Source organism: Methylophaga sp. UBA3192, from assembly GCA_002363955.1.
Classification (GTDB): domain Bacteria; phylum Pseudomonadota; class Gammaproteobacteria; order Nitrosococcales; family Methylophagaceae; genus Methylophaga.
Window position 1 is genome coordinate 101,041 of record DEXE01000007.1, and the last position, 13,207, is coordinate 114,247.

Here is a 13,207-nt window from a genome sequence, read left to right on the forward strand (position 1 = left end):
TTTCAACTTACCAGTTACTAACGAATTTAAGGATCGATAAAAATACGTCGAGTGATTAAAAATTCATCTTCACCACGTTTGGCTTCAACGATGATGTCCCAGTTTCCCGGCAAACCAAATTCAACATCGGTGCCATAGCGACCCAGTCCTATTGGGTTCATCTCAACTGAAAAATCTTCACGCATATCGGATGGACGATAAGCAAACAGGGTAACGGAGTCCAACTGTACTGCCGTTGAGTTTTTGCCCTGAATAAACACTTCATAGGCCTGACGTTGATTTACCCGACTTTTGGGCGGAGCCATAATAACGCCGCTCCAGCCCAGTTTTTTTTCCTGCTCCATTTGCAACTCTTGCTGGGCATACTTCTTACCACGCTCGTAATAGTTATCAACCACCAGATTAGGCGGCGAACTGAATGCCAGATAAATAAAGATAATATTGACGGTTACAAAGGTGCATAAAAATGCTAAAAAACCTAAAACCCACGGGTTTTTTAATGCCTGATTATTGTCTTGTGAAATAGCCATCATTTCGGCCCCATAAAAATACTTTCGTATTGCACAGAAATATCCGGATTTGAAACAACATTCGCGATAAATGTGACATGCTCAAGATCTTTGTTGAGCATTCCATCAGGAATTCTGACTAGCGCCTGCAATGGAATAACCTTACCGGGTTCGATAATAACGTTGTGATCGATACCATGCAAAGTTGCTCCATCCAAACCACTGATGGCATATTCTACCTCAATGTTTTCATTCGTCTTGTTGAGCATTTTAAGTGTGTAACGGTTTTGAATAGACCCATCGCTAAGCTGGACAAAGACAGGCTGGCGGTTATGAATCACCTGAAATTCAGTTGTGGAAAGCGTCGCAAAACCATATCCGACGCCCGACAGTGCCATCATTAAAATGAATGAGTAAATGATAACTCTTGGGCGCTTGTATAAAGCAGCGGGTTGAGCATTATGATGTAAATCCTTATAGGATGCGTAACGAATCAATCCACGAGGCTGATTGGTCTTATCCATAATGCTGTCACACGCGTCAATACACATACCACAGGTGATACAGCCTTCTTGCTGGCCTTTACGAATATCGATGCCGGTCGGACACACAGCCACGCACACCTTGCAATCAATACAGCTACCTTTAGTGGCATCAACAGCCCCCTTTTTCAGTTTACCGCGTGGCTCGCCACGCTCGGCATCATAGGCTGGCAGCACCGTATCCTGGTCATACATTACGCCCTGTAAACGTGCGTATGGACAAAGCCAGAAACAAACCTGCTCTCGCATAAAACCCGCAAAAACATAGGTACCAACGGTAAACATACCTAATACAATCCAAGCCACCAACGAAGCCTGTAAAGTGAAATAGTCATGCCAGAGCTGGTAAGCATCAGTAAACCAGGCAGCAAACGATACCCCTGTTAACAGGGCAATTGCCAACCAAAGACCGTGCTTCAGAGTAATACGTGAGATTTTGCTGATGGAGGCCGGCGCATTTTTAAATTTCATCGCCTTCTGAGGGGTATCCCCTTCGATGCGTGTTTCGATAAACGTAAAAACATCTGTCCAGACAGTCTGAAAACAGAAATAACCACAGAATACGCGACCGGCTATACTGGTGACTGCAGCCAGTAATATGGCAAAAAACAACAAGGTAAGGGACAACATCCAGATATCTTGCGGAAAAATTGTGATATCAAAAAAATTGAACTGCCGATTGGGAATATCAAAAAGAACAGCTTGTTGTCCATTCCAACGGAGGTAGGGACCAAGAAAGAAGATTAACCACACTGACATGCCAAACCATTTCAGTCGTCTGAAACGGCCCGACATACGTTTTGCTACGACTTTAGTGCCGCCGGCGTTAACATGCCAGTCAGAGACCTCATCATAGATGTCATTAATATTGAGCTCAGCTGACTTCGCTTGTTCCGACACAGTTTGGACCTCATTCACAGCTTATCCGATGGAATTGTAACACGTTCGAGCACATAAGCATTTACTGATTTAGTTTTTAATTTACAAAAAAAGCCGAAATAATCGGCTTTTTTTGCGTTTATCATTTACTTAATTATCGTTGGAACTATCTTCCATATTTTTGACTACCTTGTATGCAATGACGCCAATGACAACTATCGTCAATACAAGACTTATAATGGAACCAATCGCTACAGCATCTAACCCCATATCAATCTCCTTGCATCTGTCGACACGCAATAATCAGTTTACGTTTACTATTCGCCACCACCAAGCTGGTGTACATAAATTGACAGCTTTTTAATTTCGTTTTCAGTTAAACGTTCTGTTTCATCACCTTCGTAATATTCTTCAGGATCATCACCGTACTCTTCTGCCTCAAGACGCACGGCAAGTTTTTCATTCCAGGCAGGCATAACAGCTACGCGTGTTTGCGGATCGTTGGCATCATTCACACCATGAAGAATGGTATGGCGAATTTCATCGGGCTCACCCGAAAAACGCCAAACTTTGTCCGCAAGATTCGCTGAACCAAGCTGCTGGATACCTTTGGCATCTGCACCGTGGCAAGCCACACAGCCTTTTTCGTTATATAGCTTCCACTCAGCTTCTGTGGCTTCGCCATTAGAACTGTTTATAACAAACTCAACCAAACCATCAACTTCTTCATCCGTCAATAATTCAGCATGTGCAGGCATCATGCCTTGACGGCCTTTAGCCAGTGTTTCGATAATTTTGTCCACAGTACCACCATACAACCAGTCATCGTCGGCAAGAATGGGATAACCAGAACCAGGTTGTGGATAGCCACCAACACCATGGCAGGCAGCACAGTTATCGCCATAAAGCACCTTGCTGGAACCTACCGCATAACGCAACAATTCATCATCTTCAAGAATCTCTTCAGCAGACAGTGCAGCGATACGATCTTCAAACGGTGCACGTTTTTCTTCGATTTTTGCCAGATCTTCTTTGTATTCTTTAATCTGGGTCCATCCCAGAATACCTTTGGTATTTCCTGTTACCAATGGCAGAGATGGATACAAAATAAAATAGACCAGCACTAATAAACCACTCAGATACAGGGCTATTGTCCACCAGCGTGGCGGTGGATTAGTTAACTCTCTGATGCCATCCCATTCATGACCAGTATCTGGACATTCATTTGGGTTTTTATTGTTATCAGCCATCATTTTTCTCCGAATTTATATCGTCATCTCTCAGCGGCAAGTCACGATGTGATTCAAGCTTTTCTTTGTTTTTTGGACGTAAGACCCAGAAATACATACCAAACATCAGTAAGAAAATTATGACCGTCAGTATCGTACCAACCCAATCGCTTACGGTCATTGCTGACCAATTTGTATTGAAGTAGGATAGAAAATCACTCACGGTAATCTCTACCAGGTTCGAAATTGATCATAGTGCCTAATACCTGCAGATAGGCCACCAAAGCATCCATTTCTGTTTTACCCTCTACCGCTTCAGCTGCACCCAGGATTTCTTCATCGCTATATGGCACACCCAATACCTTCATCGCTTTCAGGCGTTTAATCATGCCTTCTCCGTCAATGGTGGCATTATCCAGCCACGGGTAACGCGGCATAACAGATTCAGGTACGACAGAACGTGGATCCCGTAAATGCTGAATGTGCCAAGCATCGGAGTATTTACCCCCCACACGTGCTAAATCGGGACCTGTACGTTTAGACCCCCATTGGAACGGGTGATCATATTTTGATTCCACTGCGAGCGAATAATGACCATAACGATCTTTTTCATCACGGAATGGACGCACCATTTGTGAATGACACAGGTAACACCCTTCACGTTGATAGACATCACGTCCAGCTAATTCCAAAGCAGTATAAGGACGGACGCCTTGCAGTTCTTCATATTCAGGATAAACATCATCCTCAAATGTATTTTGCAGATAAAACAATGGCACAATTTCTACAATACCACCGACTGAAACAACCAAGGCCGTTGCCAGCACCAGTCCCCAAACGTTTTGTTCAACCCACTCTTGAAAACTAATGCGTTTATTAGATTTTTTAGCCATGCTGATACCCTCAAATATTCGCTGCAGTTGCCATTTCGGCGGACGGTTTTGCAATCGCGCGGCGAATGGTCACTGTTACGTTAAACAGCATGACGACCGCACCCAGGAAGAATATCAATCCACCAATTGCACGCATCGCGTAATAAGGATGCATTTGAGCTACCGACTCGACAAAGGTATAAGCCAAGTTGCCATATTCATCATAAGCACGCCACATCAAACCTTGCATGATGCCGGATACCCACATTGCAGTGATGTATATAGCGGTACCAATGGTTGCCATCCAGAAATGCAGATTAACCAGTTTGACGGAATACATGGTAGTTCCCCACATACGTTCCACCATATGGTACAGAGCACCAACAGACACCATTGCAACCCAACCTAATGCACCCGAATGGACGTGTCCAATAGTCCAGTCAGTGTAGTGTGACAATGCGTTTACAGTTTTCGAAGCCATAACCGGACCTTCGAAGGTTGACATTGCATAGAATGCCAAAGAAACAATCAGAAAACGCAAGATGTAGTCAGTACGCAATTTATCCCAGGCCCCGCTTAGCGTGAACATACCGTTTAATGCCCCGCCCCATGAAGGAATAATCATCGCAAGAGAAATTGCAGCACCCAATGAACCGGTCCAGTCAGGCAACGCGGTGTATTGAAGATGGTGAGCACCTAACCATACGTAACCAAATACCAATGCCCAGAAATGGATAACGGACAGACGGTAAGAGTAAACCGGGCGATTTGCCTGTTTAGGTACAAAGTAATACATGATGCCAAGGAAGCCCGCCGTCAGGAAGAAACCAACAGCGTTATGGCCCCACCACCATTGAATCATCGCATCCTGAACACCTGAGAAAATAGAATAGGATTTCCACATACTCACAGGAATCGACAAGCTGTTAACCACATGGAGGTAAGTGATCATGATCATCATTGCCAGGAAGAACCAGTTGGCAACATAGATATGTGAAACCTTACGGATGGATAAGGTCATAATGAAATTGAACATGTAACTGATCCAGACCACTGCGATCAGAATATCCAATGGCCATTCCAGCTCGGCATATTCTTTTGACTGAGTTAAACCCAATGGCAGTGTGATAATTGCACCGAGGATAATCAGGTTCCAACCCCAAAAGGTGAACCAAGCCAGTTTATCACTCCAAAGTCTTACGCCTGAGGTACGTTGAACCACATAAAATGCTGTCGCCATCAGGGTTGAACCACCAAAGGCGAAGATTACCGTATTGGTATGCAACGGACGCAAGCGACCAAAGCTGATATAAGGATTATCAAAATTCAGATCCGGCCAGGCTAATTGTGATGCAATAAATACACCCATGCCTGTCCCAGCAACCAAATAGACAACCGCCATGTAGGCGAACCATTTGACCACTTCAAAGTTGTACTGTTGTTTCGCCTGCATAGCGATCACACCTTCTCTCTCATGAAAACTCTTTCACTGCTTCTTTTAATTATTTTCAGAAACAGAACCCAATTTCATACTGCCTAACAATCAAGCCCAATGAATTTTACCGCAAAACAACTATGTTGATGATTTCAAATCCGTGATCCAGATCAATTTTGCTGGTTTTGCTGAGTCTTTTGCCACAGTTTGCTACTTTCGCTAAGACTTTTCCTGCTTAACTATATTCAAACTAGGAGAATTTTCCTGACTTCACTCAGCGTGGTCAAGTTTTAGCATTTAAGCTATTTCAGTATCCGCTAATAAGTAACCTAAAAACAAGGATTTAAACCTTAAGTTTAATATGGGTATTTATCTGGTTATCTGCATCTGTAAGAGGTTCACCCGCACCGCAGTCTGTTTATTTCTAAACACCACCACTGCAACTGGAAATTTTGTTTAACTTGGGGAGTGACTTTAATATGAAAGATTTCCAACACTGCAGGAGATCGGGAAAGTACTCCCAACCATTTGGGTTGTGTCTGTAAAAGCTGTCCACAATGGCTGGTATTTGATTTGGAAAAAGTACTGAAATGTCTGCGAAGTTTTTGTCTGTAAGTCTCAAAGACAATTACAGTGATATATTTCGTAACTGGCATTGCGCACAGTTTATAAATCTTGATTCAAGTTACCTTGGAGGCACCGATCAAAATCAACCGGTAGCCGGACTAAAAACTAACCAGTACTATCGGCTTTCTGCCTTCATTCAAGAGCAAATTGTAGGTACGGCATGCAGCACCAAGTGACATGGTTTCCAGTGAAATACCATGCTCAGCCAATTTGGTGGTGATTTGTAATACTTGAGGAGTTATACCTTCGTCATTCACCATGATGATAACGTCAGCATTAAAGGCTTTTATTTTTTCAATGAGAGTGTTGCTTTGCTTCTCAGCCAAAGTTTTCAGATCAAACGTATCAAATACGCCCTCAGGTGACAGTGTGCAATTGTGGGTTATTCGTTGTTGCGGTTGATTTGGAGCTTGAATCAGTAGAAAGCCGTCGCCATAACTTTTTATTACAAGAGCGTCAGTAACGGCTTCCTGACTAATTTTCATTTCTGTTAAAAACCAGCGGCATTATTTACACGATCGCGTAATTCTTTTCCGGGTTTGAAGTGAGGTACATATTTTTCATCAAGCTTGACGGATTCACCACTTTTTGGATTCCGTCCCACTCTGGGGGGACGATGATGCAGTGTGAAACTGCCAAACCCTCTGATCTCAATACGATCACCACGTGACAGACAGTCGCTCATCTGTTCAAGAATTAACTTTACCGCTAGTTCAACGTCTCGGTAATTTAATAGAGATTGTTTTTCGGATAGTATTTCTATCAAATCAGACTTGGTCATAATTTCCTAGATTCCCGGCAGTAGACTTTGGGTTATGCCTTAAACATCAAGGCAGCTGTACAACAAGAAAATAAGCATCCGGCTTGACCGGATGCTTATTAATGATCAGATTAGCTATCTTTCTGATTCATTTGTTCTTTCAGCAAATCACCTAAAGTGGTATTGCCGGAACTGACATTGCTGTACTCTTTCACTGCTTCGGATTCTTCTTGATCATCCTTCGCTTTGATAGATAGAGTCAGCGTGCGATCCTTACGGGACATTCCTGTAAATTTAGCTTCGACTTCATCACCGATATTCAGCACTTTGCTGGCATCTTCGATACGTTCACGTGAGATATCAGCAACACGAACATAACCTTCAACACCTTCAGCCAATTCAATTGTTGCGCCTTTTGCATCAACTGCAGTGACTTTACCGGTAACAACAGTGCCACGTGGGTGTTCAGACAAATAAGCAGAGAACGGATCGTCTTGCAATTGTTTGATACCCAATGAAATGCGTTCACGTTCTGGATCAATAGCCAGTACCACGGCTTCAACTTCATCGCCTTTTTTGAAGTCACGAATCAATTCTTCGTTTTCTTCTTCCCAGGAAATGTCTGACAAGTGAATCAGGCCGTCAATGCCACCATCCAGGCCAATGAAGATACCAAAATCAGTGATGGATTTGATAGCACCACTGACTTTATCACCTTTGTTATGAGTCATGGAAAACTCTTCCCAAGGGTTTGTCTGGCACTGTTTGATTCCCAGTGAGATACGACGACGTTCAGCGTCAATGTCCAGAACCATCACTTCAACTTCATCACCTAAAGTAACCAGTTTTGAAGGGTGAACGTTTTTGTTGGTCCAGTCCATTTCAGACATGTGAACCAAACCTTCAACGCCATCTTCGATTTCAACAAAACAACCGTAGTCGGCAATGTTAGTGACTTTACCCTGGATGCGGGTGCTGTTTGGATAACGACGTGCAATATCTTTCCATGGATCGTCGCCCAGTTGTTTCAGGCCCAGCGATACACGTTCACGTTCTTTATCAAATTTCAGAACCTGTACATCGATTTCGTCACCGATAGCAACAACTTCTGAAGGATGTTTAACACGTTTCCAAGCCATATCAGTGATATGCAACAGACCATCAATACCACCAAGGTCAACAAACGCGCCGTAGTCGGTCAGGTTCTTAACGATACCCTTAACCACTTTGCCTTCTTCCAATGTTTCCAGAAGGGCTTCGCGTTCAACACTGTTCTCAGCTTCCATTATGGCACGGCGAGAAACGACGATATTATTACGTGGGCGATCCAGCTTAATCAGTTTGAACTCAAGCTCTTTGCCTTCGAGGTGTGAAGTATCGCGAATAGGACGCACATCAACCAGTGAACCTGGCAGGAATGCACGGATGTTTTCCAGATCAACAGTGAAACCACCTTTGACTTTTCCGGAAATGATCCCCATAACCGTTTCATTGGCTTCAAATGCGTGTTCCAGTCTGATCCATGCTTCAGCCGCCTTGGCTTTTTCACGTGATAACTGCGTTGCACCAAATCCATCTTCCAGTGTTTCCAGAGAAACATCGACCAAATCACCAACAGAAACGGTGATTTCACCTTTTTCGTTCATGAATTCGGCAACTGGGATAGCGCCTTCAGATTTCAGACCTGCGTTAACCATAACAACATCAGGACCGACATTGACTACCGTACCGGTAACAATTTTGCCTGGTTGCATTGGGGTTGCGTTTAGACTCTCTTCAAAGAGATCAGCAAAGCTTTCGCTCATTATAAATATCCTTGACCCTGTATAGATAACAGAATCGCCCGTTAGACCTGCAAATGCAGGAAATTAACAAAAAAACCTAGCTGGACCACCCAACTAAGTACCCTAATAAATCAGCCAGTTAATGCACTGACTTTTTCTAAAACTGCTTCTATTCCGAGTTGTGTTGAATCCAGAATAACGGCATCATCGGCAGGCCGTAGCGGCGCTACTTCACGTTGCATATCCCGATCATCACGTTCAGATATTTCAGCTACGAGATCGGAAAGGTTACTATCAATTCCTTTCTCTTTCAACTGCTTATATCGTCTCTCCGCCCGAACCTCCGCACTGGCTGTCAGAAAGACTTTAAATGTTGCGTCAGGAAACACTACGGTCCCCATATCGCGACCGTCAGTCACCAATCCGGGGGCCTGGCGAAAATCGCGTTGTCTTTGCAATAAAGCTGCACGTACCGCCGGTAATGCGGCAACTTTTGATGCGGCATTACCGGCTTGCTCGGAACGAATCAACAGTGAAACATCATCACCTTCCAGGACAACTTGCAGCTGACCATCTTTTAACAGAAACTTTACATCCAACTGTCCAGCCAGTGTTGCCAGCGCAGTTTCATCGGCTAAGTCAATATGATGTTTCAGGGCGGCTTGTGCAAGAACACGGTAAATCGCTCCACTATCCAGATAATGCCAACCCAGCTTTTCTGCCATACGTTGCGCTAAAGTACCCTTACCAGAACCGCTTGGACCATCTATCGTCAAAACCGGTATCTCAGACATCGAAAGCATCGATCTGTAAACCACTGTTATTTGCTAATTCGACAAAGTTGGGAAAAGAAGTCGCCACATTGGCACAGTCATTAATTTGAATAGCGCCACCTGCTTGTAAAGCGGCCATGGCAAATGACATCGCAATGCGGTGATCGCCGTGACTGTCCACTTCACCACTGCCTATCACGCCACCTTCGATAATCATCCCATCTGTTGTTGGCTGTGCATCGATACCCAGTGCTTGTAAACCATCGGCCATCACCTGAATTCGATCACTTTCCTTGACGCGTAATTCTTCCGCGCCGGTTAAGACTGTGCGACCTTGCGCACAGGCCGCGGCAATGAATATTGCCGGAAATTCATCAATTGCCAGTGGCACCTGATCTTCTGGAATGTCAATGCCTTTCAATGGTGCATAACGAACACGAATATCGGCAACCGGCTCGCCACCGGTGACAGCTTCATTACTCAGGCTGATATCGGCGCCCATTTCACGCAGGATATTGATCACACCAATGCGTGTCGGGTTAACACCCACATGTTGCAAAGTGATATCTGAACCCGGCGCAATTGCCGCACCGACCATAAAGAAAGTAGCCGAAGAAATATCCCCTGGTACATCGATACTAGTGGCGGTTAATTTGCCGCCACCTTTAATACTGATACGATTACCCTGAACATTCACTGGATATCCCATGCCCTGTAGCATGCGTTCAGTATGATCTCGTGTCAGCGCAGGTTCAGTTACACAGGTTGTGCCTTCCGCATACATACCGGCTAATAACAGACAGGATTTCACCTGAGCACTGGCCATCGGCAAGTCGTAATTAATAGCCGCTAATTTATGACCACCATGAATCGTCAGCGGTGGTTTGCCGTCGGTAGTATCAATCTGTGCTCCCATGAGTGCCAATGGATCGGTCACCCGACGCATCGGACGGCCTGATAAGGATTTATCCCCACTCATTATCACGTCAAAGGATTGCCCCGCCAGCAGACCACTTAATAAACGGATCGAAGTGCCGGAATTTCCCACATACAAGTCATTTTCGGGTGCCATCAATCCATGCATGCCGACACCATGCACGGTGACTTTGCCGTCGACCGGGCCTTCTATCTTAACTCCCATGGCTCGAAAAGCAGCCAGTGTAGCCAGCGCATCCTCACCATCAAGAAAACCGCTGATTTCGGTGACGCCCTCAGCCAATGAACCCAGCATGATAGAACGGTGTGAAATGGATTTATCTCCGGCCACACGAAAACTGCCCGTTAACTGACCACCGGCCTGTACCACAAATTTACGATCCTGTTGCCCGCTCACGCTGTTCATCACTCCCACTACACTTCACTATTGTCTTTTAGACTTGGATCGGCAAAACGGGTATCTCTGGCCCGCTTGGCCCGTGCAAAAATATCAATAAGATAATCACCATCATCTTGCCGAATCGCCTGTTCGATCTGATCCAGACCACGTCGGTATTGTTCTAATAATTCTAAAATGGCGTGACGGTTTCCCAGACAGATATCCCGCCACATAACGGCATCACTTGAAGCGATACGGGAAAAATCACGGAAACCGCCTGCGGCGTAACGTAATACTTCATCACAGTCATCTCGTTTGGAGAGCATACCCACCAGATTGAAGGCTAAAACGTGCGGCAAATGACTGGTCGCAGCCAACACCACATCGTGATGTTCAACTTCCATGTCAAATACGTCGGCACCGGCCTGTTGCCACATTTGACGTACTTGCTCGAGCGCGTTTTTGTCCGTTTCGGCAACTGGGGTTAATACCACGCGATGTTGTTGGTACAGCTCCGCAAACGCTGCAGATGGTCCACTTTTCTCAGTACCCGCTATTGGATGTCCCGGGACAAAACGGTCAAACTTATCACCTAAAGCCCGACGGGCGGCTTCAACTACCTGATGTTTAGCACTGCCCGCATCGGTAACAATCGCTTGTGACTTCAGATGAGGAGCCATTTGCTCAAAAACCGTTTGCATCGCGCCCATGGGTACAGCCACAAAGACCATATCCGCATCTGCGACAGCCTCTTTCAATGAATCAGCTGCATTATCAATAATGCCCAATGCCAATGCTTCATCACGTGCTGCTGCCGATCGTGAATAACCGGTTACCTGTTCAACCAGCCCGGCTTTTTTTAATGCCAAAGCCAGTGAACCACCAATCAGTCCAACCCCGATAATTGCCAGTTTTTTAATCATTTGGCCTCTGCAAGACTATTTTCCAGCGCTTCCAGGCAGCGCTGGTTTTCATGTTCAAGACCAATACTGATGCGTAAATGTGTGGGTAAACCATAACCTGCAACAGGTCTGACAATGACACCCTGTTGCAACAGTTTTTCATAAATGTCAGCCGCATGGGTGGCGACATCCACACAGATAAAATTTGCCTTGGAGGGAATATAACTTAGTCCCAGCTTGTTAAAACCCTCAATATATTGTTGCATGCCTTCGGCATTAACCTGTTTGGCTCGCTGCAGATAATCTTCATCGCCCAACGCCGCAATCGCAGCACTCATTGCCAGATGATTGACATTAAACGGCTGGCGCAGACGATTTAATAAATCAGCAATCTCCGGACTTGATAGAGCAAAACCAACCCGCAAACCCGCCAGACCATAAGCCTTGGAAAAGGTACGGCAAATAATTAAATTAGGAAATTCTTTCAACCAGTCAATGCTGTTCTGTTCATTGTCGCCATACTCAACGTAAGCTTCATCCAGTACCACAATCACATTGTCTGGAATGGCCTGCAGAAAACCATAAATTTCATTAGCTGCTACATACGTGCCGGTGGGATTATTAGGATTCGCAATAAAAACCAGTTTGGTTTTAGGCGTAATGGCTTGCTGCATTGCGGTTAAATCATGGCCGAAATCCTTGGCTGGAACTTCTACCAGCGAAGCACCTATCGCCTGTGCCACCAATGGATAAACGGCGAAAGCGTGTTGAGAAAATATGACTTCATCAACAGGTGAGACAAAACAACGGGCAATCAACTCTAATACATCATTGGAACCATTGCCCAAGGTAATCTGCCCGGCATCCAGCTGAAATTTTTCGGCCAAAGCCTGTTTCAATGTAAAGCCATTCCCATCGGGATAACGCGTTAAATCGCGGGTCGCCAGCGCAATTGCGGCCAGTGCGGCCTGAGATGGGCCAATCGGACTCTCATTTGAGGCCAATTTAATAACATCTCTTACACCATATTGCCGCTGCAATTCTTCAATCGGCTTTCCGGGTACATAAGGCTGCAACGCGGCAATGCTATCTACCGCTAAATCACATAGATTCATTTTTGCTCCGCTGGTTTTCTGAAACTATCCAAAATCAACAACACAGCACCGATACAAATGGCTGCATCAGCAACATTAAATGCCGGCCAATGATAGGTACCGAAATATATATCAATAAAATCAATTACATACCCATAGAAAAACCGGTCAAGCACATTACCAATTGCACCACCGATAATCAGTGAAATCGCTATCGCTTCCACTTTTGCCTGCGCCTTAAGACGGGACAGCCAAATAATTAATACGATTGAAACGGACACCGCCAGCCCGATAAAAAACCAGCGCTGCCAGCCACCGGCACCTGCCAGAAAACTGAATGCTGCACCGCTATTGTGTGCCAAAGTAAAATTGAAATACGGCATCACGGCAACGGTTTGGTATAACTCCAGCCAATTAGCCATGACCACCTTGGTCAGTTGATCCAATATAATGATCAACACACTTACCCATAACCACTTCAACATA

Annotated in this window: 14 protein-coding genes; all 14 read right to left on the bottom strand. The window is 45.0% G+C overall.

What is annotated here, in order from left to right; genetic code table 11:
• Window positions 1-26: 26 nt before the first annotated feature.
• Window positions 27-533: a FixH family protein gene (locus tag B2337_RS11420; RefSeq protein ID WP_292363955.1), complete on the bottom strand. Its 507-nt coding sequence runs from the start codon at window positions 531-533 to the stop codon at window positions 27-29.
• On the bottom strand, window positions 530-1,969 hold the full coding sequence (ccoG, locus tag B2337_RS11425) for a cytochrome c oxidase accessory protein CcoG (RefSeq protein ID WP_292414831.1): 1,440 nt from the start codon (window positions 1,967-1,969) through the stop codon (window positions 530-532). The genes B2337_RS11420 and ccoG overlap by 4 nt, the downstream gene beginning before the upstream one ends.
• 278 nt (window positions 1,970-2,247) lie before the next feature.
• Window positions 2,248-3,180, bottom strand: a complete 933-nt coding sequence (gene ccoP / locus B2337_RS11430; protein WP_292361696.1) for a cytochrome-c oxidase, cbb3-type subunit III — start codon at window positions 3,178-3,180, stop codon at window positions 2,248-2,250.
• A complete protein-coding gene (locus B2337_RS11435; RefSeq protein WP_292414844.1) occupies window positions 3,173-3,340 on the bottom strand; it encodes a cbb3-type cytochrome c oxidase subunit 3 in 168 nt (55 codons plus the stop codon). The genes ccoP and B2337_RS11435 overlap by 8 nt, the downstream gene beginning before the upstream one ends.
• 34 nt (window positions 3,341-3,374) lie before the next feature.
• Window positions 3,375-4,052, bottom strand: coding sequence for a cytochrome-c oxidase, cbb3-type subunit II (ccoO, locus tag B2337_RS11440; RefSeq protein ID WP_292361694.1), 678 nt, complete (start codon window positions 4,050-4,052; stop codon window positions 3,375-3,377).
• 10 nt (window positions 4,053-4,062) lie between these two features.
• Window positions 4,063-5,484, bottom strand: coding sequence for a cytochrome-c oxidase, cbb3-type subunit I (gene ccoN / locus B2337_RS11445; protein WP_292361693.1), 1,422 nt, complete (start codon window positions 5,482-5,484; stop codon window positions 4,063-4,065).
• A 707-nt stretch (window positions 5,485-6,191) separates the two neighbouring features.
• The gene (locus B2337_RS11450; protein ID WP_292361692.1) at window positions 6,192-6,578 is read right to left on the bottom strand and encodes an MTH938/NDUFAF3 family protein; all 387 of its coding nucleotides are present in this window, start codon (window positions 6,576-6,578) and stop codon (window positions 6,192-6,194) included.
• 5 nt (window positions 6,579-6,583) lie between these two features.
• Window positions 6,584-6,874 carry an integration host factor subunit beta gene (locus B2337_RS11455; RefSeq protein WP_069296502.1) on the bottom strand — a complete coding sequence of 97 codons (291 nt, stop codon included), beginning with the start codon at window positions 6,872-6,874 and terminating at the stop codon, window positions 6,584-6,586.
• A 110-nt stretch (window positions 6,875-6,984) separates the two neighbouring features.
• Window positions 6,985-8,658 carry a 30S ribosomal protein S1 gene (gene rpsA, locus B2337_RS11460; protein WP_292361691.1) on the bottom strand — a complete coding sequence of 558 codons (1,674 nt, stop codon included), beginning with the start codon at window positions 8,656-8,658 and terminating at the stop codon, window positions 6,985-6,987.
• Window positions 8,659-8,768: 110 nt separating this feature from the next.
• Window positions 8,769-9,431 (bottom strand): (d)CMP kinase, encoded by a 663-nt coding sequence (gene cmk / locus B2337_RS11465; protein ID WP_292361690.1) that lies wholly within the window; start codon window positions 9,429-9,431, stop codon window positions 8,769-8,771.
• Window positions 9,424-10,752 carry a 3-phosphoshikimate 1-carboxyvinyltransferase gene (aroA, locus tag B2337_RS11470; protein WP_292414833.1) on the bottom strand — a complete coding sequence of 443 codons (1,329 nt, stop codon included), beginning with the start codon at window positions 10,750-10,752 and terminating at the stop codon, window positions 9,424-9,426. The genes cmk and aroA overlap by 8 nt, the downstream gene beginning before the upstream one ends.
• A gap of 8 nt (window positions 10,753-10,760) precedes the next feature.
• The gene (locus B2337_RS11475) at window positions 10,761-11,648 is read right to left on the bottom strand and encodes a prephenate dehydrogenase (protein WP_292361688.1); all 888 of its coding nucleotides are present in this window, start codon (window positions 11,646-11,648) and stop codon (window positions 10,761-10,763) included.
• Window positions 11,645-12,742 (bottom strand): histidinol-phosphate transaminase, encoded by a 1,098-nt coding sequence (hisC, locus tag B2337_RS11480; RefSeq protein WP_292361687.1) that lies wholly within the window; start codon window positions 12,740-12,742, stop codon window positions 11,645-11,647. Before hisC ends, B2337_RS11475 begins: the two co-directional genes overlap by 4 nt.
• On the bottom strand, window positions 12,739-13,206 hold the full coding sequence (gene lspA / locus B2337_RS11485) for a signal peptidase II (RefSeq protein WP_292414846.1): 468 nt from the start codon (window positions 13,204-13,206) through the stop codon (window positions 12,739-12,741). The genes hisC and lspA overlap by 4 nt, the downstream gene beginning before the upstream one ends.
• Between the last annotated feature and the right edge of the window lies 1 nt (window position 13,207).